Origin of the sequence: Paenibacillus kribbensis (assembly GCF_001705305.1) — a bacterium.
Classification (GTDB): Bacteria; Bacillota; Bacilli; order Paenibacillales; family Paenibacillaceae; genus Paenibacillus; species Paenibacillus kribbensis_B.
On the sequence record NZ_MCBP01000009.1, the window covers coordinates 166,112 to 192,190 of the forward strand.

The window sequence follows — 26,079 nt, forward strand, 5'->3', positions numbered from 1 at the left end:
GGGGCAATACGGGATTGGCGCTCTGTTTAAGCTCAGGTGGGGAGGGTTTGACGTGACAAAAGGTGAAAAGCCGCAGTCCCTGCAGTTATGGTATCGCCAACCTGCTGAGGTATGGGAGGAAGCATTGCCCGTCGGGAATGGGAGACTCGGCGCTATGGTGTTTGGCGGGATCAGGGAGGAGCGTTTGCAATTAAACGAGGACACGCTCTGGTCCGGATTTCCCAGAGATGGCGTTCAGTATGATGCTTTGCGATACTTGAAGCCCGTCAGGGAGCTGATTGCAGCTGGAAAATACAAGGATGCTGAACATCTGATCAATACGCACATGCTGGGTTGCAATACGGAGGCGTATCAGCCTTTGGGAGATTTGTGGATTACGCAGGATGGCTTTGGGGAAATCACGCATTATGAACGGGAACTGGATTTACCGACCGGAACAGCAGCAGTTGCTTTTCAGAGCGATGGCATCCGTTATACGCGTGAGATGATTGCCAGTGCGCCAGATGGAATCATCATGGTATCGCTGACTGCGGATAGGGCTGGGAAGATTAATGCATCTGTGCGCATAACATCACCGCATCCTTGTGAAGACGAGGCAGGCGAGGATGAACATTTTGCTGATTTATTCCAGTGGGATAGCGATGAGGCTGAGGGGCCATCCGATGAAGCGGCAAGGAACTGTATTACGCTGACTGGACGAGCGCCCAGTCATGTGGAATCCAATTACCATGGTGACCATCCGCAGTCGGTTGTATACGAGAGTGACCTGGGGACGGCTTTTGCAGTTCAGGTAAGGATTGTTCCCGAGGGGGGAACCCTGGCGACGGGGGCTGACGGAACATTGATCGTTTCGGGCGCCGACCAACTCACGATATATTTGGCGGCAGCGACCGGATTTCGGGGATTCAACACGATGCCCAATAGTGATCCGGCGGATTCGGCAGAAGCCTGTCAAACCACTTTGGATAAAGCGATAGCGCTGGGGAGTGAGCAGGTGCGGCAACGGCATGAGCAGGATCATCGCACGCTGTTCGACCGCGTGGTATTGGAGCTTGGGGGTGACACTCGAACTGAAGAGCCGATCCTGCCGACCGATCTGCGTTTGGAACGCTATCAGAAAGGGGAGGCGGACCCTGGATTGGAGGTGCTGTTATTTCAGTATGGGCGCTACCTGCTCATGGGCAGTTCACGTCCGGGCAGTCAGCCCGCTAATCTCCAGGGCATCTGGAATGATCGTGTGCAGCCGCCGTGGAACAGTAATTATACAACCAATATAAATACACAGATGAATTACTGGCCGGCTGAAATATGCAATCTTGCCGAGTGCCATGAGCCCTTGCTGCACATGATTGGAGAAATCAGTCGCACGGGACACAGAGTGGCTTCCGTCAATTACGGCGCTCAAGGGTGGGCAGCCCATCACAATGTAGACCTGTGGAGATACACCGGACCTTCAGGAGGCCATGCCAGTTGGGCGTTTTGGCCGCTAGGGGGTGTATGGCTGACCGCCCATCTGTGGGATCGTTATCTGTTCACCCAGGATACAGCCTATTTGGCGGAACAAACATATCCGCTGATGAAGGGTGCGGCTTCCTTTTGTATGGATTGGCTCATAGAAGGCCCGGATGGCTGGCTCGTGACCTCTCCTTCCACATCACCCGAAAACAAATTCATTACACCGTCCGGCGAAGAGTGCAGTATATCCATGGGCTCTACTATGGATATGACACTGATCCGGGAACTGCTCGGCAACTGCATTCAGGCAGCGGACCTGCTGGAATTAGACGAAGAGTTCCGCAACCGCTGTGAAGAGACACAGCAACGGCTACTGCCTTATCAATTGGGTCGTCACGGGCAGGTGCAGGAGTGGTTTGTCGATTTTGAGGAAGCGGAGCCGGGACATCGACATGTTTCGCATCTGTATGGATTGTACCCCGGCCGACAAATCCATATCCGCGATACCCCGGAGCTGGCAGAGGCGGCCCGCATATCACTGCACAGGCGTCTGGATCATGGTGGAGGCCATACCGGGTGGAGCTGTGCCTGGCTGATTAACCTGTACGCCAGGCTGGAGGATGGCGAGGCGGCTCATCGGTATGTACGCACATTACTGTCGCGTTCGACCTATCCCAATTTATTCGACGCTCACCCGCCTTTTCAGATTGACGGTAATTTCGGCGCGACGGCGGGGATCGCGGAAATGCTGCTGCAAAGCCGTCCGGGTGAATTAACTTTACTGCCTGCCCTGCCTGCGGCATGGTCGCAGGGACGGGTCAACGGATTGCGGGGACGTGGCGGGGTGACGGTCAGCATGGAATGGTCCGGTTCCCGGCTCGTCCGTGCGGAACTTATTGCATCTGTCTCGACAGGAAGCTGCGTCATTCGCAGTGCACAGCCCTTTAGCACAGATACCCGGCTAGCTCAACCTGATCCAGAGCACGGTGGATTCGTATTGTCATGGATTTTTACCAAAGAACAGGAAATAACGGACGGACATACGATTATTATTCATGGAGAGGAAGATCGAATATGACCATTTTTCAATTTCCGCAGGACTTTATGTGGGGAACGGCAACGGCAGCCTATCAAATCGAGGGGGCTTATCAGGAGGGGGGAAGAAGCCTGTCCATTTGGGATACCTTTGCCCATACGCCTGGTAAGGTGTTCAACGGAGATAACGGAAATGTAGCTTGTGATAGCTACCATCGCTATGAGGAGGATATCCGGCTGATGAAGGAGCTGGGCATTCGTACATATCGTTTTTCGGTGTCATGGCCGCGTATTTTCCCGAATGGTGACGGTGAAGTCAATCAAGAAGGCTTGGACTATTATCATCGCGTTGTCGATTTGTTGAACGAAAACGGGATTGAACCGTTTTGCACACTGTATCACTGGGATCTGCCACAGGTGCTTCAGGATGCGGGAGGCTGGGAAAATCGCCGCACAATTCAGGCATTTGTCCAGTTTGCCGAAACGATGTTCCGTGAGTTTCACGGAAAAATACACCATTGGCTCACATTTAATGAACCGTGGTGCATCGCTTTTTTATCCAATCTGCTGGGCGTTCACGCCCCTGGTCTGACGAATCTCCAGACAGCCATCGATGTGGGACATCATCTGCTGGTTGCACATGGCCTTTCTGTACGTCGTTTCCGCGAACTGGGCACCAGTGGCCAGATCGGCATCGCGCCAAATGTCTCATGGGCTGTACCCTACAGCACTTCCGAGGAAGACAAAGCCGCTTGTGCGCGCACGATTTCCCTGCACAGTGACTGGTTTCTCCAGCCTATCTATCAAGGTTCATATCCACAGTTTCTGGTAGACTGGTTTGCGGAGCAGGGAGCCAGCGTACCGATTCAGGACGGGGATATGGACATCATTGGTGAACCGATTGATCTGATCGGCATCAATTACTACAGTATGTCGGTGAATCGCTTTAATCCTGAAGCCGGGTTCCTTCAATCCGAAGAGATCAATATGGGACTGCCAGTCACGGATATCGGCTGGCCGGTGGAATCACGGGGGCTGTATGAGGTACTGCATTATTTGCAAAAATACGGCAACATTGACATTTACATTACAGAGAATGGGGCATGTATCAACGATGACATCGTGAACGGCAAGGTTCAGGATGACCGTCGTATTTCGTATATGCGTCAGCATTTGGTGCAGGTACACCGGGCTATTCATGACGGGCTTCATGTCAAAGGCTATATGGCATGGTCACTGATGGACAATTTTGAATGGGCAGAAGGGTACAATATGAGATTTGGCATGATTCATGTCGATTTCCGCACACAGGTCCGTACCCCCAAGGAAAGCTATTACTGGTATCAAAATGTGGTCAATAATAATTGGCTGGAGACCAGACGCTAAAAAAGAGCTGTTTTGCAATAGCGGAGCTGGGTCCGTTTCACTCCCTTTTGTTTGAATAGCAGGTCCTTCGGGGTAATAATAGCCAAGATATGTTACAGGTTGTTCCAAGTATGTATAGACCAAAGGGAATAAAAAAGCAAGATATGTGCATACTGACAAAAATACCTGACGAGGGCGTTTGAAAACATTTTAAACCAGAGGGAGTGGAGGGTATGGCTGCAAACTTTAGGAAATCAGGATCAACTGACAACCAAATGAGCCGTACGGTATCTGTTATCGCGGGGATCGCCTGCATTGCAGGTATTATCCTTATTTTGTATGATCTAGGGAATTTAAGTGATCGTAATATATATTTAATGGTAGGTATTGGCTGCGTCGTTGCCGGAATTTTTATTTTTCTCATTGGGAAATCATTTGTCATTGCCCGTAAGAAGGAAGACCAGGAAAACGGCCGCAGTTAACATAAATAAAAATGAAAGAGCATATCCAATGAAAACAACATCGTGGGTCTTCGAGCAGTGTAGCATGATAACTGTACGGAGGCCCACTTTTTGCTTTAATATAGCTTCTTTGCGATATATAAATATCGTTTTTTATGTCATTTTTTTAGTAATAAAAGATTTCGGATTTGCAAGAGGAATTTTATTTTAAGAGAGATTTTTCACAAAAAACGGACAAATAATCGACAATTTTGTTAACAATAAAAAAAGTGACCGCTTTTCTGCTATCTTATATAGGGGCAACATTACAGGAGTTCGTTAGTTTTGAGTAATTTACTATTTCCAAGGAGAGGGGAACAACATGAACAAAAAACCAAAAGCGATTATTGCGTTGGTTTTGACCGTGCTCACGGTAGCATTGCTCATTTGGACGTGTTTTTATGCTGGCGGAAAATACGTTGTTTTCGATCCGAAAGGACCCATTGGGCAAGCACAAAAAGAGCTGATCATTCTTTCGACGGCTATGGCAGCACTTTTAATTGTACCGGTCATGATTTTGACTTTTTTCATCATCTGGCGTTATCGCGACGCACCGGATAACAAGGCGAAATACCAACCACACTGGGATGACAGCAAAAAGCTGGAGACCGTATGGTGGGCTGTTCCGATCATCGTTATCTGCATCCTTGCGGTTATCACTGCGAGATATACCTATTTGCTGGAGCCTTCCAAGCCAATGGCAAGTACACAAAAGCCAGTAACCATTCAAGTGACTTCACTGGACTGGAAATGGCTCTTTATGTACCCGGAGGAAGGTATAGCTACAGTTAACCAGGTTCACATTCCTAAAGGTGTTCCAGTCCGTTTTGAACTGACTGCCGATGCCCCGATGAACTCGTTCTGGATTCCGCAATTGGGCGGTCAAATCTACACCATGTCAGGCATGGCTATGAAACTGCATTTGCAGGCCGATCACGAAGGAACTTACTTTGGCTCGGGTGCAAACTTTAGCGGTGAGCATTTTGGACAAATGCGATTTGATGTAGAAGTCCAGTCGGATGAAGAGTATAAAAACTGGGTCGCTGACATCAAGAAGCAGTCCAAACCGCTGACAAAGGACGGCTATTTGGCGCTTGCAAAACCAGGTTTGTCCCAGCCTGATGAGTATTCTTCGATTCCCGACGGATTGTTCCAGGATATCGTAACCAAGTACGTAATAGACGGTGCTTCCAACCCGCATGCAGGACATGGCGGAGGAGCATCCACTGAAGGTTCTTCCAAGTCCGGCACAGAAGATAAAGGTGCAATGGACATGAGTCATATGAATATGAGCGGACACAATTAAATGATTATAGGGAAGGAGGCTCCCAATGCTTGACAAAATAAAAGAGTTTGCATCCACTTTCTTCGTCACTGGAGATCCGATGATTTATGGAGCGGACGTTTCCATCGCTCTTGCGACGATCGGGATCGTGTTTGTGCTCACTTATTTCAAAAAATGGGGCTGGCTTTGGAAAAACTGGTTGACTACCGTTGACCATAAAAAAGTCGGTATCATGTATATCCTCGCGTCCATCCTGATGCTATTCCGCGGAGGCGTGGATGCATTATTGATGCGTATTCAACTTGCTTCACCGGATGTTACACTGCTGCATCCTGAGCATTACAATCAGATCTTTACAACACATGGCACGATCATGATCTTGTTTATGGCGATGCCTTTGATGTTTGGTTTGTTTAATATCGCGGTACCACTTCAAATTGGTGCGCGCGACGTAGCGTTCCCTTTCCTGAACGCACTGAGCTTCTGGCTTTTCTTTATGGGAGCGATGTTGTTCAACCTGTCCTTCGTTATTGGCGGTTCGCCAGATGCAGGCTGGTTGAGTTACCCGCCGCTTTCAGAATTGCAATTTAGTCCTGGTGTCGGTCAGAACTTCTATATCTGGGGTATTCAGATTTCTGGTATAGGTTCATTGGCTACAGGGATCAACTTTATTGTTACCATTATTAAAATGCGCGCACCTGGTATGACTTGGATGAAATTGCCTGTCTTTACGTGGTCCGTATTTTCATCATGTGTTATTATCATTTTCGCATTCCCGATTCTGACGGTTACTTTGGCTTTGCTATTCCTTGACCGCTTCGGAGGAGGACACTTCTTTACCCTTGACTTTGGCGGCAACCCGATGATGTATATCAACCTGATTTGGATGTGGGGTCACCCTGAGGTATACATTGTAGTATTGCCTGCTTTCGGTATTTATTCCGAGGTCATCAGCGTATTCTCCAAAAAGAAATTGTTTGGCTACAAATCCATGGTTTACGCCATGTTCATTATTGCGATCCTGTCCTTCTTCACCTGGGCGCATCACTTCTTCACGATGGGATCAGGCGCAGATGTTAATGCATTCTTTGCGATTTCGACGATGGTTATCGCAATCCCGACAGGGGTTAAGGTGTTTAACTGGCTGTTCACGATGTATCGGGGCAAAATCACATTTAAAACTCCGATGATGTGGTCTATTGCTTTTATTCCGAACTTCCTGATTGCAGGTTTGACGGGCGTCATGTTGTCTGTAGCGCCTGCAGACTTCCAGTTCCATAACAGTTACTTCCTGATCGCTCACTTTCACTCCGCTTTGATTGGCGGTGTAGTGTTCGGTTATCTGGCAGGTCTGTACTATTGGTGGCCTAAAATGTTCGGCTTCACTCTGCCTGAAACGCCTGGTAAATGGGCTTTCTGGTTCTGGAACATCGGTTTCTATGTATGTTTCATTCCGCAATATTCTCTCGGTCTGATGGGGATGACACGTCGTCTGAGCACTTACGGCTGGGATACTGGCTGGCAGCCGCTTAACCTTGTTTCAACCATTGGAGCATTCCTGATGGGGATTGGTTTCTTGTTCCAGGTTCTCCAAATTCTGCTGGGTATCAAAAATTTCCGCAAGCTGAAGGATACAACAGGCGACCCTTGGGGTGGTCATACGCTCGAATGGTCGATTCCTTCACCTGCACCGGAGTACAATTTTGCTACCATCCCGCAAGTAGAAGAACGTGACGACTGGTGGGCAGAAAAAGACAAACGTGCAAAAGGTATTTTCAGAAAGCAACCGCCAATTGAAGCAATTCATATGCCGAAAAATTCGGCGATTCCGTTCATTATGTCAGTGTTCTTTTTCATCGCAGGCTTTGGGTTCGTATTCGGTTGGTCGTTCTTCTATATTCCAGGGCTGATCGGTGTGGCAATTTGTATGATTTGCCGCTCGTTCTTCTCCTATGATGCCGACTACTACATTCCTGCAGATGAAGTAAAACGCACGGAAGCCGCAATAAGGGGGTCTGTATAATGGCACAAGCTGCAGCACATCACAGCCATGATCATGACCACGGGCATCACGATCCGCAAGAATTGAAGATGCTTGGTTTTTGGATCTTCCTTGTAACGGACGTAATCCTGTTCAGTACCTTGTTTGCAACCTTCGTTGTCCTTCGGAACAATACGGCCGGAGGGCCGGGGGGCGCAGAGCTGTTTAACATGACAGGGGTTATTATTGAAACGTTCCTCTTGCTTACAAGCAGCTTTACAAGTGGCCTGGCCGTGTTGGCCATGAACAAAGGAAGCCTGAAGGGATTAATCAGTTGGTTAATCGTGACGGCGATCCTGGGTCTTGGTTTCATCGGTTTTGAAGTTTACGAGTTTGTTGAAATGGTACACGAAGGAGCCAATTTTGGAACCAGTGCGTTCCTGTCGGCATTCTTCACACTGGTCGGTACGCACGGACTTCACGTTTCCTTGGGTCTGGTGTGGATGATCGGACTCATGTTCCAGGTGAAAAAGCGTGGGCTTACTCCTGAAACGAAGGGTAAAGTCTCAGCATTGAGCTTGTACTGGCACTTTTTGGACGCTGTCTGGATCTTCTTGCTGTCAGTTGTCTATTTGATGGGGGTGATGTAGGTGGCACAGCATCAATCAGGAGCAGGTTCTCATGGTCATGATGATTCTCACGGTTCAGTGAAATCCTATGTTATCGGGTTTATTCTGTCCATCGTACTGACCATCATTCCTCTCGGTGTGGTTATGAATCATATGTTGAGCCGCACTTCAACCATGGTCGTTATTTTGGCCACGGCAGTGCTGCAATTCCTGGTTCAGCTTTTCTTCTTCATGCACATCCGTGAGAGCAATGGACCACGCTGGAATGTCATGACTTTGATCTTCGGGGTAGTTATCCTGTTGACCATTGTTGGTGGTTCCGTATGGATTATGGAATACAACATGGTAGCACACTAATAAATAGTGCGAGCAACACTGTATGAAAGAGGGATCGGCTTTAAGCCGATTCCTTTTTTTTGTGTAGAATATATCGGAAATATAACTGTGGCTTATTGAACTCTAGTTTATATATGTGTAGAATGGAATTGTATAGCAGAGGAGTAAAAACGATAATACTAGTTGAGAGCGGAGGAACAAAGTAATGAATACCGAATTATTGTTTGCGCCTTTTAAGGCAGGAAATTTATCTCTTCCCAATCGGATTGTTATGGCTCCAATGACACGGAATTTTTCCCCTCAAGGTGTACCGGGCCCTGAGGTTGCTGCGTATTATCGTCACCGTGCGGAGAATGCAGTGGGCTTGATTATTACCGAGGGAACCGCTATTCATCATCCATCAGCCGTGGAGTACACGAGTATTCCTAACTTTTATGGTGAGGGATTGAAGGGGTGGGCGAAGGTTGTCCAGGAGGTTCATGCGGCAGGCGGCAAGATTATACCGCAGCTCTGGCATGTGGGCACAGCTCGCCAAATAGGTGCGGACAACCAACCGAATCCCGAGGCATTGCCTGTCGGTCCGTCCGGTATCTCTCCTGCTGGTGAAAAGGTAGTTGAGCCGTTGACCGAGACCGAGATTGCTGATATTATCGCAGCCTATGCCCAGGCAGCAGCGGATGCCAAGCGGGTCGGCTTCGATGGCATTGAGCTTCACGGTGCACATGGCTATTTAATTGATCAGTTTTTCTGGGACAAAACGAACAAGCGTACAGATCAATACGGAGGCAATTTGGTCCAGCGTACTCAGTTTGCGGTAGAGGTCATTGAGGCTTGTCGTCGTGCAGTAGGTCCGGATTTTCCGATTGTACTGCGGTTCTCTCAGTGGAAGATGTACCATTATGGAGAAAAATTGGCGCAGACACCGGAAGAACTTGAACAGTTTCTGGCTCCATTGGTGAAGGCTGGGGTGGATGTATTCCACTGCTCAAGCCGCCGTTTTTGGGAACCGGAATTTGAGGGTTCAGATCTGACTTTAGCAGCTTGGACCAAAAAGTTAACAGGCAAGCCGGTTATTACTGTAGGCTCCATTGGTTTGGAGAAAGCATTTTTGAGTGAACTGGAAAAACCTCATCATAATGAAATTGATAAATCAAACAGTGTTCAGGCGAGACTGGAACAACTTGTTGGTCTGGTAGAGCGGGAAGAGGTTGATTTGGTTGCAGTTGGACGGGCTTTATTGGTAGACCCGGCGTTTGCGGTCAAGCTGCGCGATCATCAGACAGAAGAAATTATCCCTTACAGTGATGAAGTTTTGAAATCATTGAATTAAGCTATGATTGAGCGCAACGTCATAGTGCGCGGATAGAGCCAACCAATGGAGACTTGAAATTTCCCTGTTACAGGGCAAGCTGTAATATAAGCTATTCGTAAATTCTACGAATTTGCTATAATAGGAGTATCAAGTCGAAACACATGGGGTGAAAAGGATGAATTCTGAAACGGAAGCTTTGGATTGTGAGCCGGCTTGTCACGGTTCAGACCAAGAAATTGAGCGCATAAAATCTTCCCTTGTTGAGGATTCCATCGCATACAAAATGTCGGAGCTGTTCAAAGCACTGAGTGATCCGACACGGATCAAGCTCATATACGCCCTGGCTCAAAAGGAGCTGTGTGTTCATGATTTGACTCAGGTGTTGAACATGGGGCAATCTGCGGTATCCCATCAGCTTCGTTACTTGCGCAACCTGCGTATTGTCAAACGGCGGAAGGAAGGCAAGACGGTGTTTTATTCGCTGGATGATAATCATGTGGAGCAGATTTTTTTGCAAACCCACCAGCACATTTCACATCAATAGTTTTATGGACAAACAACAGCAGGGCGCCAAGTGATCGGCGCTCTTTTGGTGCTTGTCCGTTAAAAATGATTTTTTTGGTTAAAAGAGGCTATTATCATTGACTTCTGACCCTAATTCTGAATATAATGGCCTTAACAAGCAATACATGAACAAGTGCTCATATATAGTTATCAGGAGGCCAATGATTATGGATGCTCTGAAAAGAACGGAACGTCACGAATGGGTTTTAGAAGGCTTGGATTGCGCCAATTGTGCTCTAAAGATTGAAAATGGAGTCAGTAAAATAGAAGGCGTGCTTGATTGCTCGGTCAATTTTGTTACGAAAACATTGACGATGACCGCAAGCTTGGATCAAAAAGAAGAGATTTTTCGCCAAACGGAACGGAAGGTTCACAGATTGGAGCCTCACGTTCGGATGATTGTCAAAAATCCCCGGGGACGCTTGCGTGAAGATAGTCGAAGTGAAGCTGGTATCGTTGAGGCATGCGCCACAGAAGACTGCGCATGTGGTGGCCATACTCATAGCCATGAAGCCCATGGCGGAGAAGCCCATGCGCACAACGGGCATGACCATGCCGACCATGCACATGACCATCATGACCACCGTTCAGCGGAGGGTCATAATCATGCGACCCATGATCATGCTCATTCGCATGGAGATGACAGTCATGCCGGGCATACACACGATCACGGTGCGGAAGGTACGCGCCGCATGATTATCCGCTTGGCTGCCGGGGCTGTCATTGGGGCTGCTGCCTGGTGGTTGCCTGTGGAAGGTGTGGGTAAGCTGGCCCTGTTCTTACTGGCATATATCATCGTTGGTGGTGATGTGGTCCTACAGGCTGCGCGCAGTTTGGTACGGGGAATGGCCTTTGACGAGTACTTTTTGATGACGCTGGCAACTGTTGGAGCCTTTGCGATTGGAGAATACCCTGAAGGGGTAGCCGTCATGTTCTTTTATCAAATTGGGGAGCTGTTCCAGGGCATTGCAGTCAACCGTTCGCGCAAATCCATCAGTGATTTGATGAATATTCGACCGGACTATGCCAACCTGAAGACGGCTGACTCTGTACGGAGGGTTTCGCCAGAGGACGTGCGGATAGGTGATTTAATCGTAATTAAGCCGGGTGAGAAAGTTCCGCTGGACGGTAAGGTTGTAGACGGTAAATCACATGTGGATACTTCAGCTTTGACAGGTGAATCTGTGCCTCGTACGGTTGAGCCGGGAAGCAGTGTATTGAGCGGATTTATGAATACGAACGGACTTCTGACCGTAGAGGTCAGCAAGGAATTTGGCGAATCCACCGTCTCCAAAATTTTGGAGCTTGTGCAAAATGCGAGCGCCAAAAAAGCGCCGACTGAAAAGTTTATCACCAAGTTTTCCAGATACTACACCCCTGTTGTAGTTATCGTTGCGCTTCTGCTGGCGGTCGTCCCGCCGCTAGTTGTACCAGGTGCACAGTTTGCAGATTGGGTATATCGCGCACTCGTTTTCCTCGTTATCTCTTGTCCTTGTGCACTGGTGGTATCCATTCCGCTCGGCTTCTTTGGTGGAATCGGGGCAGCTTCACGTTCAGGTATCCTGATCAAGGGCGGGAACTATCTTGAAGCTTTGAATGATGTGAAATACGCTGTATTTGATAAAACAGGTACACTCACCAAAGGGGTCTTCCGTGTGACAGGGATTTATCCTGCGGATGGCTTTACGAAGGAAAGCCTGCTGGAAACCGCAGCATTGGCGGAACTGCACTCCACGCATCCGATCGCAGCATCTCTGCGTGAATCCTTTGGTCAAGAGCTTCAACCTGAGCGGGTTCAGCAATATAGTGAAATATCCGGTCACGGGATTCAGGCACAGATTGATGGTCGTCTGGTGTTGGCCGGGAATGCGAAGCTGATGGAGCGAGAGCATGTTGCTTTTAACGCAGCGCAGCAGGCAGGGACACTGGATGAAGGAACGGTCGTTCATGTAGCTGTGGATAAGAAATATGCCGGATGTATTCTGATTTCGGATGAGGTCAAGGAGGACGCGGCCAAGACGATTGCTTCACTGAAAAAGCTGGGCGTGGTGAAGACCGTCATGCTAACGGGTGACAATCGGACGGTCGCAGAGGCTGTAGGACGTCAACTGGGTCTGGATGAAGTACGGGCAGAGCTGTTGCCTCAGCATAAAGCCGAAGCAATTGAGCAGCTGTCTGCAAGTAAGAAAACAAGCGACAAGGTTTTATTCGTGGGCGACGGAATCAATGATACCCCCGTGTTGGCGCTGGCGGACGTAGGTGTAGCGATGGGCGGCTTGGGTTCGGATGCTGCGATTGAGGCAGCAGATATCGTAATCATGAACGATCAACCCTCAAGATTGGTTACGGCGATTCATATCGCCAAGCGCACACGCCATATCGTATGGCAAAATATTATATTTGCGTTAGGTGTCAAAGGGATATTCCTCACGTTGGGCGCGTTTGGGATTGCTACGATGTGGGAAGCTGTATTTTCCGATGTAGGTGTGACACTGCTGGCCGTATTGAATGTAATGCGTGTATTGAAGGCTCGCTCTTATGAATAAAACTTTCGAATAAAAATAAACACTCTGGACTAACACTGGATGTATCCATCCTGTGAAATCCGGGGTGTTTTTTTATGGTTAGCGCATTTTGAATGATGCTTGTTGTCTGCAGCAATAGAGGCCTCTGATGATGACTTCTGGTCGTTGTACAGAGATGTATAAATGTGGGGTGTGCCTAATACGTTAAGGTAGAGGCTTACAGGTAAGGTTCATGTGAAATTGGCTTTAATTATGAGTAAGCGCTCTCTTTTGGAGTGGTGTGCTCGAATTCGTGTGTGCCAACTTGCTGACGGAGGAAAGGATGGATTAGTAGCATGGAGGCTAAATGGATGCATGTTTTCGCAGAGCTGTTGGACAGCAAAAACAGCCGGGATTGCGAGGATCGGAAGTCGATTAGTGAGGCTGCTGCACGAAGGTTGATCATCGATTCGTTGATGGCAGGATGCAGCGAAGTATCTGCTTCACAGGAGGAAGCGCCACTGATCTGGCTGGCTGGTATATCCGATCAGGGCGTTATTAGCCGGGAGGAGGCATTACTGGCTGTGACCCCGGAGTTGCTTGGGGAAATAACGCTGAATAAGGGTAACACCGATAGCAGGAAAGCGATAGATACACTGTTAAAATGGAGCGATGAATACAGGCATACACCGATACGGATTTATGGGGATGCTCCTGAAAATGTGAATCGTTTAAGTACCAAGCCGGCATCTATCCTAGCTATAGATAGTTTTGACGGCTACAGCCTTTTACACGGCCCCTTGTCACAGATGTCCAGCCGTGTTGCGGAATTATGCTATGCCTATCTGGATGCTGCAGAGTCTGGACAGATGAATCCTGTCCCTAATGGGAAGCCCAACCCCATCCTTATTCCAGGCTCCTGTGCATCAGACACGTACAAAACGTTTAATAAGGCGTCTGGCTTGCCTGGCTTGTGTGAGCATTTGTCCCGCAGAATCATCGGCCTGTTGGAAACGGAGTATGAAGGCCTGTTTGAGTCTTTGAACGGATCACCGCTCAGTATAGCCCTGATCGAACAGAATAACGTGGTGGGCATCGGCAGCCTGCAAGATATGCAATTGGAAGCATTGCTGCGTGCAGCATTGCGAAGCGTTCGCCAGGGAGGAGAGCCTCGTCTGGAGATTTTGGTGCGCAATCCGGCTGATGTTAACCAATTCCGGGCAATCCGGGACTGGATTGACGGTGTTGCGGAGCAAACCTTATGTGGACGTCTGCGTTGCATTCCGTATCGGGTAGGCGTTTTATTGACGGTAGGCGTATCTATGAAGCCTGACGAAAGCCAACTACTGAATGGACAGCATGTACATTCCGGGGAGCACGCCAGCGCCAAGCAGGCATCTCAAGCGGCGGAAATGGCACGCTTTGCTGATACGATGATTTTAGAGGTCATCCCGATTGTATCCGCTAACAGTGAGGCTGAGGAGCGGTTATATGCGGCTTGCGCGAATGATCATAGGAACGGTGCCGCTGCGCTCACTGGCATAACAGAGGCTATTCGGTGTGTAAAGCCTGAGCTTCCGATCTGGTTGGCGTTAGATAAAATTTATCCGTCTCTGGATGGGTCTGCAGTCTGGGGAAACGAGCTGACGGGGATCATCTGTCCGAATGAAGCCGTTCCGGCTGCACGCATAGGGACTGCGCGTTATGTAGTTCTGCAGCGCTCTGAGCAGCATTCATCGGATGCTTTACACAAACACGCGCAGCAATTTCCACAGTAGTACCAAAGCTCGAAGGTAACACGAAATTCAAATGCGGACTGCTGTAAAATCAAAAGGGTGCCTGCGTTGTTTACGTGGGTATCCTTTTAATTTGGGACCTTGCGGGTTTACAACCAGAAAAAGAGGGTATATAATAAAACAAAAGTTTCATTAAACCAAAATAATTGTATTAATGCAAAAATGATTATCATTCTCATTGCCAAACATGCTGCTTCGGGTTTCCCGAAGCAGCATGTGCTATTTTAAGGGCCTTAACAATGGATATCATTCTCAACGAGATGCAGGTACAAAGAACAAATACGGAAAGGAATGTGACATGATGCAAGCTGTTCAACAACTTCAAGAGAGCTTATCTTCTTCTGCTCAGATACGTTCAAAAAGCAGTGGCAGCGGACGCCCCGGTCCGAATCGCAAACCGCAGTTTCAGCTGAAAAGCATGCTAAAAAACAAGGAGATGCAGGCTGCTCTCGGCAGTGGAATGCTAATGCTGATGGCATGGGGTATTTCACATTGGTCGCAATGGCTATCGGTCATCCTGTATGTGGTGTCCTATGCCCTGGGGGGATGGGCCAAGGCCAGAGAAGGAGTAGCAACACTAATCCGTGAGCGTGATCTGGATGTTAATCTGCTCATGATTGCAGCATCCCTGGGGGCTGCGACGATCGGCTATTGGAATGAAGGAGCCATGCTGATCTTTATTTTTGCACTCAGCGGTGCACTGGAGAGCTATACCAACGAGCGCAGCAGCAAGGATATTTCCGAGCTGATGGCATTGAAGCCGGAGACGGCCCTGCGCCTGTCCCCCGAGGGGACAGAAACTGTCGGCATTGAGCAATTGCTGCCAGGCGACCTGCTGCTGGTAAAGCCGGGCGAACTGATTCCAGCCGACGGCCGAATTTCCAAGGGCATGTCGGCGGTGAATCAGGCATCCATTACCGGGGAATCTGTTCCGGTGAATAAGGTGGCGGCTGACGAGGTATATGCAGGCACCATTAATGGGGAAGGCGTGCTGTATATAGAGGTTAGCCAGTGCTCTGAAAACACTTTATTTTCGAAAATCATTCGCATGGTCGAAGAGGCTCAGACTGAAGTTCCTGATTCGCAACGGTTTATCAAAAGGTTCGAGTCGATTTACGCCCGAATTGTGGTTGTTGTCACGCTGATCGTCATTGCAGGTGCGCCCTTAGCATTAGGCTGGACGTGGGCGGCGGCGTTTTACAAGGCCATGGTGTTTCTCGTCGTAGCCTCGCCATGTGCCCTCGTGTCATCCATTATGCCAGTGATGCTGTCGGCCATTTCCAACCGTGCCCGCCGGGGGATTCTGTTCAAAGGTGGCGCTCATGTGGAAAATATGGCATTGACAGCTGTGGTCGCTTTTGACAAAACAGGCACGCTAACAATGGGAGCACCTGTCGTAACCGATTGGATTACCGCCGCAGATTACGATTCCGACGAGCTTTTACACATTGTCGCCACGATCGAAAGCTACTCCATGCATCCGCTGGCCCGAGCGATTGTAGCCAAAGCCGAAGCCAATTTGGGACAAAGGGAGCTTCTCGCAGCCGAGCAAGTGCAGGCACTTACTGGATGGGGGATGGAAGGCATGATCGGCGGGGTGAAGTGGAAAATCGGTCGCACAGATGTGCTGGATGAACCTGGTCCTCTGGCAGAGCCGGAGTGGATAGAGGCTCGCACCCGGCTGGAGGCCGAGGGCAAAACCGTTTCCATCATCCTCGCGGATGACCGGATTGCCGGAATGCTGGCGCTGCGTGACGAGCTGCGTCCACAGGCGCAGGAGTCCGTGAAACGCTTGCAAGCACAGGGCATCCGGGTCGTCATGCTGACCGGAGACCGACCGGAAACCGCCGCCGTGATTGCGGCGCAGGCTGGAGTAGACGCCGTATATGCCGGCTTGCTTCCAGAGGACAAAGTCAGCCATATTCGCATGCTGCGGGAGCAATATGGGCATGTCGTCATGGTCGGCGACGGTGTGAATGATGCTCCGGCGTTGACAGCAGCAACCGTCGGACTCGGCATGGGAATGAACGGCAGCGGAGCTGCGCTAGAGGTTGCCGACGTCGTGCTGATGAACGACGGAATTGAAGAGATCGCTCCGACGATAGCACTGGCGCGCAAGGCGCAGCGGGTGGTCAAGCAAAATATGATCTTCGCCGTAAGCGTCATTCTGCTGTTGGTGGTCAGCAACTTTGTGCAGGATATAGCCCTGCCATTCGGTGTGATTGGGCATGAGGGCAGCACGTTGCTTGTTATTTTGAACGGCTTGCGCTTGCTGAGGTCATAAGCTAATAAAATCACAAAACAGGAAGGAGCATTCAACTCCCTTAATATCCAAGGGCGTGAATGCTCCTTCTTGTGCAGTGCCAGCCTATCTTGTATACAAAGTAAGCCCATCTATACATCTGGCTCGCGCCGATGCTGGACGTCTATCTTCGGCGCGGTGTAGAGCGCCGCAAGAACAGGGAAAAGACGAGTCCCGCTAACGCAATCCCTGTAGCGATGATGAAGGCATCATTAATACCATGGATCGTCGATTCCGTAACGGCACTTCGGTATACCTGCTGTAGTGCCAGCGCAGAGCCGGTTTCCGGCGAAACACCAGCCGTTTGCGCGAGAGTTTGTCCCAGTTGTGCCACCCCTTCCGTAACAGAGGCATTGGCTGTGGTAGCGACATTCGCATAATCGGCCAAATGAATCGTAGTCCGACTGCTCATGACGGTAATAAGCCAAGCGGTACCGATAGAACCGGCGATTTGCCGCACTGTATTGGACATGGCTGTGCCGTGGCTGCCAAGATGGGGAGGTAACTGGTTAAGCCCTTCCGTCTGTACGGACATCATCAGCAGCGACAGACCAAAGCTGCGAATCGTATAGATGACCATAATGTGTCCGTAGGTGGTGGCATCGGTCAGCAGGCTGAATTCCCATGTCGTCACTGCTGTAATGATCAATCCGATAATCGCCAACGGCCTCGCGCCGATACGATCGAAAACGGCCCCTGATATCGGTGACATTACACCCATCAGCAGTGCGCCCGGCAACAGCAGCAGACCGGACTGCAGCGGCGTAAAGCCGCGTATATTTTGCAAATAAATCGGCAGTAGCAGCATACCGCCGAACATTGTCATATTGACAGTAGCCCCAACCAGTGTAGATACCGTAAAAATATCGTATTTAAACACCCGAAATTCCAGCATAGGTTCTAGCATGCTTAGCTCACGTACGACAAAAAATACAATAAATACGACCCCGGCAGCGAGTGAAAGTATAACGGTATTGCTGTTCCAGCCCTTGTCTCCGGCGGAACTAAAGCCATACAACAGCAAGCCGAAGCCCAGCGTGGAAAAAATGGTTCCCATCAGGTCAAAATGCGGCTTCGTCAGCTTGGACACATTTTTGAGCCAGCGTACGGCGAACAGAATATCAATGACTGCCAGCGGAATAACCAGCAAAAATAGCAGCCTCCAGCTATAATGCTCTACAATCCAGCCGGATAAAGTGGGTCCGACCGCCGGGGCAAACATCATAGCGATACCCATCGTCCCCATGGCAGCGCCACGTTTTTCCGGGGGGAACACCGTCAGGAATACGTTCATGACCACAGGCATGATGATGCCCGCTCCGCTGGCCTGAATGACGCGTCCGACCAGCATCGGTGCAAAGCCGGTACTGGCAGCGCAGACGACAGACCCGGCGGTGAACAGCCCCATCGCGGAGATAAAAAGCGCACGGGTTCCGAATGATTCAATCAAAAAAGCGGTGATTGGAATCAGAATCCCGTTCGTCAGCATATATCCGGTGGATAGCCACTGAACGGTAGTAGCTGATACATTGAAATCATTCATCAGGTGTGGAATAGCCACGTTAAGCAGTGTTTGGTTTAAAATGGAAATGAAGGCGCCCAGCAACAGTACGGACAGAATGCGTCCGACGGACATTTTTTGATCCATGACAGCCTCCTACTTGTGAACTCTGATGGTTGCACTCATCCCCGGGATAATACCCAACCCTTTGTAGCCTTGAATGGATATGTTGACAGGTACGACCTGTGTCACCTTGGTATAGTTGGCAGTAGTGTTGGAAGTAGGCAGTAGTGAAAAGGTTGATGCGGTCGCCAGGCCGATCTTTTCGAGCTTGCCGGTAAGGGAAGTGTCCGGAAATGCATCAATATATACATCCACTGTCTGTCCAACTTGAAGATCTTTTACAGCTGTTTCATCTATATTGGCGGTTATCCACAAATTGTTTAGATCAAAAGCCTTCGCCAAGGGTGTACCCACCCCAACAATCGAGTTGTTTACCGCTGATTGCTGCACAATGGTGCCATCGGTTGGAATTGTGATGCTAATCCGGCTTCCGCCTCCCTCTACCGTACCGAGTGTATTTCCGGCGGTATAGGTTTTGCCAACCTCGGCATTCCAGCCTGTGAGCTTGCCTGCGCCTGGAGAGGCAACGGTAACCGCTTGTCCGCTCACTTGGGCATTGTCGGTCTTTATGTAGCTGGCGGATTGATTGTAGTAATAGGCGGCGGCTCCGCCTCCTGCAAGAATAATGATAATAACCAGCAGATTGACTAATATGGCGCGTGAATTCATGTTGCATGCCTCCCTAGTTCTTGGATTTTCAAAGTATGCGCCATATGTTTTATAATATTCAGTTGGATTTCGGGAGAGGATAAGAGCGCATGCGAAAAGGATGATTTTGCAGACAAAGGATGATGCGCATAATGACGACCAGAATCATGATTGTATATGACAGTGAAAATGGGCATACCGAGCGTCTTGCTCGTTCGATCGCAGAGGGCGCGCGCCAGGAGCGCACGGAAGTGCTGCTAAAGCATGTGAATGAGGCCGATGTGAAAGAGCTGGGGAGTGTAGACGCGATCATATGGGGATGCCCGGGCCATTTTGGCACGATCAGCAGTGGACTGAAAAGCTGGATTGATAGGCTCGGGTATCTGTGGGCGCAGGGCAAGCTGGTGGATAAAATCGGCGCGGTGTTCTGCACAACCGCTACGGTTCATGGCGGCTTGGAATCAACACTTCTGAATTTGATCACCCCGATGCTTCATCAAGGCATGATTATTGTAGGACTGCCCGCCAATATTACGGAAAATGCACTCTACGGCTCTTATTACGGCGTAGGGGTAACCTGTCCGGTAGAGACAGACCCCAATGGGCCGCCAAATTTTCCAACAGGTGATGATCTTGTATTAGGTCGCTCTTTGGGCAAACGGGTCGCTGAGATGGCGGGACGGTACCGTAGCGCTGCAAAAGAATAGGAGGCCGCCCATGACCATTGCTTTTATCGGAGTAGCTGCGGTTGCCCTTATCTTTTTGCTGGTATTTAATACGAAGATGGTGCGCAAGTCTTCACCCAAGGCTCGCCAAGCCGATGAGGATTCACGGCAAAGAAGCAAGCGTCCTTATCCTGTGCAGGTGGAGCCTGAGATACGGGAGTTGCCGGATCATGCGCGAGAGGCACAGCATAAGGCTGTTGATGCCAGCGAACATCATGCCGAGGAGCATCACAAGGTGCCTGATACCCATGCGGATGTAAAGCTGGAAGGTGAGCGTAGAGATCACCAGGATGCTTACCGGGATACTTATCAGGATACTTACGATGATCAGGATTATCGAGCAGCTTTACGTGGATTTGCTGGAAAGGGCGAGGAAAAGGATGGACGCTCCAAAATGATCCAGGAAGAGAATGAGACTCCTAAAAGTGAGGACGAGCAGTACCGTGAAGCACTGCGCTCCATGAATCGGAACAAATGAGGGTTCTTCATTGAACACGCCAATAAGGTTGCTTTTTTGTCTGGATTACAGGCAGAAAAGCAGCCTTTTTATGTTGCCCGGCTACAGCCATTCGGTTAGCCCAATCATCGTAATCAAGCCGAGAATAAAAGAAAATGTGGCAATTCGCTGATTGCCGTCTCCGTGACTTTCGGGAATTAGCTCCTTGTAGACAATAAACATCATGGCTCCGGCGGCAAAAGCAAGGCCATAAGGCACCAATCCGTTCACCCAGCTGCTCAAAAAAAATCCGATCAGACTCGTGATGATTTCCACAGCTCCGGTAAGGGTGGCAATACCCAATGCCTTGAAACGACCGATATTTTGATTCACGAGAAATAAGGCTACGATAAAGCCTTCCGGGGCATTTTGCAGGCCGATTGAAAAGGCGATCAGATTGCCGAGATTTTGGGTTTCACTTGCATAGCTGACTCCGACGGAAAGCCCCTCCGGCAAATTGTGCAGCGTAATAGCCGCAATAATGAGAAAAGATTTGGACTCCAGCTGAAAGGTCTTGGAATCCGGGTCCTCCAGGTCGGCATGGGGGATATACCTTTCCATCACCAATAATACGAGACAGCCAAGCAAAATACCGGCAGACAGCACAAACCAATTGGAATGCTGCATGGCTTCGGGAATCAGGTTATACACGGATGCAGAGGTCATGATTCCTGCGGCATAAGCCAGCAGAACATCGCGAAGTCGATGCGTAACATTGCGCATAAATAATATGGGCACAGCACCTAGTCCAGTGGACAGGGCAGAGATAAGACTGCCTACAAAAACATCATTCATAATCGGGATAACCCTCCATACCTGATTAATCTTCCAGCGTCGCTTCATGAAAACTTCATTTGACTGTTTACAGCTCTTTCCGCATAATGAAATTAGGATTTAGAATCAGTCTAAGTCACAGGAAGCTATTAAACAAGAGATTCGTTTTTGCAACAGCCGGGTGTCCGTATTTTGGGATGAGCTTCTGGCAGAACTGCTTTTAGAGTATATGCAGCAGCCCAGCGCCCGGGACCGAAAACTGGCTATATAATACTTATGATATTTTAGGAGGAACCAAGATATGTACAAGTCTATTATTATAGGTACCGGCCCTGCCGGTCTGACCGCTGCGATCTATCTGGCACGTGCCAACATGAACCCGCTGGTGATTGAAGGACCACAGCCAGGCGGACAATTAACCACGACTACTGATGTCGAAAACTTCCCTGGATTTCCTGAAGGAATCATGGGACCTGATTTGATGGATAATATGCGTAAGCAGGCGGAGCGTTTTGGCGCTGAATTCCGCACAGGCTGGGTAAACAAGGTAGACACAACCGCTCGTCCTTTTACATTGGATGTAGAGGGTTTGGGTGAACTGGTTACCGACACACTGATCATTTCCACAGGCGCGACTGCCAAATACCTGGGGATTCCCGGCGAACAGGACAACATCGGACGCGGCGTGAGCACCTGCGCAACCTGTGACGGATTCTTTTTCCGCGGCAAGGAAATTGTGGTCATCGGCGGTGGGGATTCAGCGCTGGAGGAAGCCAACTTCCTGACACGCTTTGCCTCCAAAGTAACGCTGGTGCATCGCCGTGAAGAACTGCGCGCCTCCAAAATTATGCAGGATCGTGCTCGTGCGAACAGCAAAATTGAGTGGGCGCTCAACCATACTCCTGTGGAAGTGATTGCTGACGAGAACGGGGTAACCGGCTTGAAAGTACTGAACAATGCAACAGGCGAAGAGAAAATCATTACGGTTAACGGCGTGTTCGTGGCAATTGGTCACCATCCAAACACAGGCTTCCTGGAGGGCCAAATTACAACCGATGCGAACGGTTATATCGTGGTGAACCCTGGCACTTCCGAAACGAACGTACCTGGCGTATTCGCTTGCGGCGACGTACAGGATACACGCTACAGACAAGCGATTACAGCAGCAGGCAGCGGCTGCATGGCCGCTATGGACAGTGAGAAGTATATCGAAAGCCTGGAGCACAGCGCGTTAGCCTTGTAATATTTGCGAACAGGTATGAATAAATATAATGTTTACAAACAATAATTGATGAGGTGATATTCATGGAAAAAGCAATTGTATACACATCTACAAACTGCCCGCATTGCCGTCAAGTCAAAAGCTATTTGAGTGAAAAGGGCGTAGAGTACGAAGAACGCAACATCGAAACGAATGAAGCCTTCGCGCAAGAGGTATGGGATATGGGTATTCGTGCCGTTCCATTGACTCTGATCGGGGAAGAACGTATTTCCGGTATGAACAAAACCAAGTTTGAAAAAGTGTTGAACGCTTAATCAGCTTCACAGTAGATTCACAGCGGATTCACAGATCCTCATATGATTTTAATAAGATCCTCGTCACAGGTACAGACTGCGACGGGGGCCTTATTGCTATTTTTTTGAACGACAACAAATGATAAGTTGTAAAGCAGTTGTTGCCTTCTGTCCTACGGTTAGAGAAAATTTTGTCGAAATATGTTGCATCTATAGCTAGTTGGTGTTATATTTTAATTGTAAGCGCTTAAAACCCGGGTTGCTTAATGTAACAGTTCATTAATGTACAATCAACGATCAATCAGCAGTACCTCTAACTAATTAAATAGTAGATTATCCAATACAGGCGTGTTACTGTTCGGCAGGCAAGACCTAGATTGGGTGGGATATGTTTTCCTACCCTTTTTAGGTCTTTTTTTGTTCCTTATTTTAAGAAGGAAGGTGTAACTCATGAATTACAAAGACATCGCACAAGCCATTTTTAATAAAGTGGGTGGGAACGATAATATTAACAGTGTCATTCATTGCTCGACACGACTGCGGATGACGCTTCGGAAGCCGGAATTGGCACAAACCGATGAAATTAAAGCTCTGGACGGCGTTATGGGAGCCGTGAACAGCGGGGGACAATATCAGGTCATCATAGGTAATGATGTAGGCTATGTCTACAATGAGCTGATCAAATTGCTGGACCCGGATAAATCATCTTCGGATGAAGCCGAAAAAGTGAAGGTAGACCGAAGTCTTAAGGGATTGTTTAATACCTTTGCGAGCATGATCGCAGGTATTTTCCAGCCGATTATCCCGGCCATTGCCGCTTCAGGGATGCTAAAAGCGCTGCTCTTGCTGTCCACGGTAACCGGAATTATGAGCAAGGAAAGCCAAGCCTACACGATTTTAAGCGTGATGTCAGATGCGGCATTTTATTTTCTGCCTATGCTGCTGGCTTTCTCCAGCGCACAGAAATTCAAGACCAATCCATTCGTATCCGTACTCCTTGGGGGTGTGCTGCTTCATCCAAACTTAATCAGTTTGTTAGGAGGTGAGAAAGCTGTCACATTTGCGGGCTTGCCCGTAGCAGCAGTACAGTACGCCACCTCGGTTATTCCGATTATTTTGACCATATGGTTCATGTCATACATTGAGAAATTTGCTGATAAAATCTCTCCCGGACCTGTGAAAATATTTTTAAAACCATTAATCGTTATTCTGATTGTCGCGCCTGTTTCTCTTATTGCCTTAGGACCCTTGGGGACGTATTTGGGCCTAGGCATGTCCAACGGTGTGTTCTGGATTCAGGAACGAATCGGCTGGCTTACCGTTGTATTGATGTCAATTGTGATGCCGCTAATCGTCATGTTCGGTATGCACAAAGTATTTTATCCCATCATATTTGCTGCGCTGGCTTCGCCAGGGTACGAAACATTGGTACTGGTTGCCATGCTGGCTTCCAATATGGCACAGGGCGCTGGCGCATTTGCCGTCTCGCTGAAAACAAAAGATCCCAAGTTCAAGCAAATTGCTCTGTCCGCAGGTATTTCAGGCGTATTCGGCATCACGGAGCCCGCCTTGTACGGCGTACATTTACGCCTGAAAAAAACACTGTTCGCCTGCATGGTTGGAGCTGGTGTTGCCGGATTGTTTGCTGGACTTGTGAACTTAAAAGCATATGCCGCTGTAGGCCCTGGGTTTGCATCCCTGCCGATGTTTATCAGCGAAGATCACTCCAACCTGGTGTATGCGCTTATTACGATGGCCATTTCGATTATTGTGACGTTTATTGCAGTATATGTGATCGGCTTTAAAGATACGGTTACCGAACCAGCTAAAACAGAAGCTCGTCCAGAGCCTGCTCAAGCGCAAAGTAAAAGCTTCAAGTCCAAAACTGTTATTTTCGCACCGATGGAGGGTACTGTCATTCCCTTGCAGCAGGTAAAAGATGAAGCGTTCTCTCAGGAAGCCATGGGCAAAGGAATAGCGATTCAACCCAGCAGTGGAAAAGTGGTCGCACCTTTTGACGGCACGGTGGTCAACGTATTCCGCACCAAGCATTCCATAGCCTTACATTCGGTTGAGGGTGTAGAACTGCTCATTCATATCGGTTTGGATACTGTAAAGCTGAAGGGACAGCATTTTACAGTGCATGTACAAGAAGGTGACGTCATTAAGCACGGACAGCTACTGATTGAATTCGAGCTTGAAGCCATACAACAGGCAGGGTATGATACGATAACTCCGATTATTGTGACCAATACGCCTGACTATCTGGAAATCATGGGTCATGAAAGTTCAGAAAAGACAGGGCCGGAGAAGCCGCTGATTACTGTACTTTAACAGGGTGTCTGCTGGGGGAATCAAGCCTGGAAAGTGAGAGGTCATTGGATATGAAAGTCATAAAAGTTCTCAATACGAGTGTTGTTCTTGCCAAACGTGAGGATCACAAAGAGATTATCGTGATGGGGAAAGGGATCGGCTTTAAAAGCAAACCTGGCGATTTCGTCAATGAGAACGAGATTGAAAAGATATACGTTCTTGAAAATGAAAGTATGTCTTCCGATTTAACAGCCTTAATGAAAGATACGCCCAAGGAGTATTTGATTATGGCAGATGAAATCATATCTTATGCTAAAAATACGCTATCCAGTCACTTGAATGAGCACCTGTATGTATCCCTGACAGACCATTTGTATATGGCTACCAAACGGTTTAAAGATAACATGACCATTCAGAACCGGATGCTGTGGGAGGTCAAAAAGTTTTACCCGGAAGAGTTTGGCATTGGGCTGTATGCGCTCACCTTGATTGAAAAGCGAATCGGCTTAAAGCTGCCTGAAGAGGAAGCGGCTAATATTGCCTTTCATCTGGTTAACGCTCAACAGACCGACAACAATATGAACCAGGTTCTGTTGATGACCAATACGGTCAAGGACATTCTGAACATCATTAAACTGCATTACCACATCGAGCTGGACACTCACAGCATCAACTATTCACGGTTTTTAACGCACCTTCAATTTTTTGTGCAGCGACTACTTGAACATAAAATGCTGGATTCTCAGGATCAAGAACTAATGGATCAGATAGTGAACAAGTACCCTGAAGAAGAGAAGTGTGCGTTATCGATTCAACAATATATTGAAGCCAAATTCGAGCTTTCGATCCCGGATGAAGAACTCATGTATCTGATTATTCATCTAAAACGGGTTATAAGCAGAAATTAAAGAGGAGGAGCT

The 26,079-nt window shown here is 48.7% G+C and carries 21 protein-coding genes; 18 read left to right on the plus strand and 3 right to left on the minus strand.

What is annotated here, in order from left to right; all coding sequences use genetic code 11:
* Positions 1-52: 52 nt before the first annotated feature.
* The 12 genes from BAZ21_RS17135 to BAZ21_RS17190 all read left to right on the plus strand — a co-directional run bounded on the left by BAZ21_RS17135 (position 53) and on the right by BAZ21_RS17190 (position 17,046).
* Entirely contained in the window at positions 53-2,533 is a 2,481-nt protein-coding gene (locus BAZ21_RS17135; protein ID WP_068503300.1) for a glycoside hydrolase family 95 protein, read from the plus strand.
* Positions 2,530-3,876, plus strand: coding sequence for a GH1 family beta-glucosidase (locus BAZ21_RS17140; protein WP_068503303.1), 1,347 nt, complete (start codon positions 2,530-2,532; stop codon positions 3,874-3,876). Before BAZ21_RS17135 ends, BAZ21_RS17140 begins: the two co-directional genes overlap by 4 nt.
* A gap of 212 nt (positions 3,877-4,088) precedes the next feature.
* Positions 4,089-4,337: a hypothetical protein gene (locus tag BAZ21_RS17145; protein ID WP_068503305.1), complete on the plus strand. Its 249-nt coding sequence runs from the start codon at positions 4,089-4,091 to the stop codon at positions 4,335-4,337.
* A gap of 340 nt (positions 4,338-4,677) precedes the next feature.
* Positions 4,678-5,661 carry a ubiquinol oxidase subunit II gene (cyoA, locus tag BAZ21_RS17150; protein ID WP_068503307.1) on the plus strand — a complete coding sequence of 328 codons (984 nt, stop codon included), beginning with the start codon at positions 4,678-4,680 and terminating at the stop codon, positions 5,659-5,661.
* A gap of 25 nt (positions 5,662-5,686) precedes the next feature.
* Complete coding sequence (locus tag BAZ21_RS17155) at positions 5,687-7,663, plus strand: cbb3-type cytochrome c oxidase subunit I (protein ID WP_068503310.1); 1,977 nt, start codon at positions 5,687-5,689, stop codon at positions 7,661-7,663.
* The gene (cyoC, locus tag BAZ21_RS17160; RefSeq protein WP_007432175.1) at positions 7,663-8,271 is read left to right on the plus strand and encodes a cytochrome o ubiquinol oxidase subunit III; all 609 of its coding nucleotides are present in this window, start codon (positions 7,663-7,665) and stop codon (positions 8,269-8,271) included. The genes BAZ21_RS17155 and cyoC overlap by 1 nt, the downstream gene beginning before the upstream one ends.
* Positions 8,272-8,607 (plus strand): cytochrome o ubiquinol oxidase subunit IV, encoded by a 336-nt coding sequence (gene cyoD / locus BAZ21_RS17165; RefSeq protein WP_007432174.1) that lies wholly within the window; start codon positions 8,272-8,274, stop codon positions 8,605-8,607.
* Between the two features lie 184 nt (positions 8,608-8,791).
* Complete coding sequence (locus tag BAZ21_RS17170; RefSeq protein WP_068503313.1) at positions 8,792-9,916, plus strand: NADH:flavin oxidoreductase; 1,125 nt, start codon at positions 8,792-8,794, stop codon at positions 9,914-9,916.
* Positions 9,917-10,073: 157 nt separating this feature from the next.
* Positions 10,074-10,442, plus strand: coding sequence for an ArsR/SmtB family transcription factor (locus BAZ21_RS17175; RefSeq protein ID WP_068503316.1), 369 nt, complete (start codon positions 10,074-10,076; stop codon positions 10,440-10,442).
* A 187-nt stretch (positions 10,443-10,629) separates the two neighbouring features.
* Positions 10,630-13,008 (plus strand): heavy metal translocating P-type ATPase, encoded by a 2,379-nt coding sequence (locus BAZ21_RS17180; protein ID WP_068503320.1) that lies wholly within the window; start codon positions 10,630-10,632, stop codon positions 13,006-13,008.
* Positions 13,009-13,322: 314 nt separating this feature from the next.
* On the plus strand, positions 13,323-14,744 hold the full coding sequence (locus BAZ21_RS17185; RefSeq protein ID WP_068503323.1) for a PEP-utilizing protein: 1,422 nt from the start codon (positions 13,323-13,325) through the stop codon (positions 14,742-14,744).
* A 319-nt stretch (positions 14,745-15,063) separates the two neighbouring features.
* Entirely contained in the window at positions 15,064-17,046 is a 1,983-nt protein-coding gene (locus tag BAZ21_RS17190) for a heavy metal translocating P-type ATPase (protein WP_256021632.1), read from the plus strand.
* A 142-nt stretch (positions 17,047-17,188) separates the two neighbouring features.
* On the opposite strand, the gene BAZ21_RS17195 is transcribed toward BAZ21_RS17190, so the two are convergent.
* Entirely contained in the window at positions 17,189-18,712 is a 1,524-nt protein-coding gene (locus BAZ21_RS17195; RefSeq protein ID WP_068503328.1) for a DHA2 family efflux MFS transporter permease subunit, read from the minus strand.
* Positions 18,713-18,721: 9 nt separating this feature from the next.
* Positions 18,722-19,357 carry an efflux RND transporter periplasmic adaptor subunit gene (locus tag BAZ21_RS17200; RefSeq protein WP_068503331.1) on the minus strand — a complete coding sequence of 212 codons (636 nt, stop codon included), beginning with the start codon at positions 19,355-19,357 and terminating at the stop codon, positions 18,722-18,724.
* Positions 19,358-19,488: 131 nt separating this feature from the next.
* Here BAZ21_RS17200 and BAZ21_RS17205 point away from each other — a divergent pair, with 131 nt between their 5' ends.
* Together BAZ21_RS17205 and BAZ21_RS17210 are read left to right on the plus strand one after the other, a co-directional pair.
* A complete protein-coding gene (locus BAZ21_RS17205; RefSeq protein ID WP_068503335.1) occupies positions 19,489-20,043 on the plus strand; it encodes an NAD(P)H-dependent oxidoreductase in 555 nt (184 codons plus the stop codon).
* Positions 20,044-20,053: 10 nt separating this feature from the next.
* Positions 20,054-20,539 carry a hypothetical protein gene (locus tag BAZ21_RS17210; protein WP_068503338.1) on the plus strand — a complete coding sequence of 162 codons (486 nt, stop codon included), beginning with the start codon at positions 20,054-20,056 and terminating at the stop codon, positions 20,537-20,539.
* 81 nt (positions 20,540-20,620) lie between these two features.
* Here BAZ21_RS17210 and BAZ21_RS17215 read toward each other — a convergent pair whose 3' ends face one another.
* Positions 20,621-21,352, minus strand: coding sequence for a ZIP family metal transporter (locus BAZ21_RS17215; protein WP_068503340.1), 732 nt, complete (start codon positions 21,350-21,352; stop codon positions 20,621-20,623).
* Between the two features lie 280 nt (positions 21,353-21,632).
* Here BAZ21_RS17215 and trxB point away from each other — a divergent pair, with 280 nt between their 5' ends.
* The 4 genes from trxB (at position 21,633) to licT (ending at position 26,067) form a co-directional block, all read left to right on the plus strand.
* Positions 21,633-22,574: a thioredoxin-disulfide reductase gene (gene trxB / locus BAZ21_RS17220; protein WP_068503343.1), complete on the plus strand. Its 942-nt coding sequence runs from the start codon at positions 21,633-21,635 to the stop codon at positions 22,572-22,574.
* A 62-nt stretch (positions 22,575-22,636) separates the two neighbouring features.
* A complete protein-coding gene (locus BAZ21_RS17225) occupies positions 22,637-22,867 on the plus strand; it encodes a glutaredoxin family protein (RefSeq protein ID WP_007432162.1) in 231 nt (76 codons plus the stop codon).
* Positions 22,868-23,296: 429 nt separating this feature from the next.
* Positions 23,297-25,180, plus strand: a complete 1,884-nt coding sequence (locus tag BAZ21_RS17230) for a beta-glucoside-specific PTS transporter subunit IIABC (protein ID WP_068503346.1) — start codon at positions 23,297-23,299, stop codon at positions 25,178-25,180.
* Positions 25,181-25,230: 50 nt separating this feature from the next.
* Positions 25,231-26,067, plus strand: coding sequence for a BglG family transcription antiterminator LicT (gene licT, locus BAZ21_RS17235; protein WP_068503349.1), 837 nt, complete (start codon positions 25,231-25,233; stop codon positions 26,065-26,067).
* Positions 26,068-26,079: the final 12 nt, after the last annotated feature.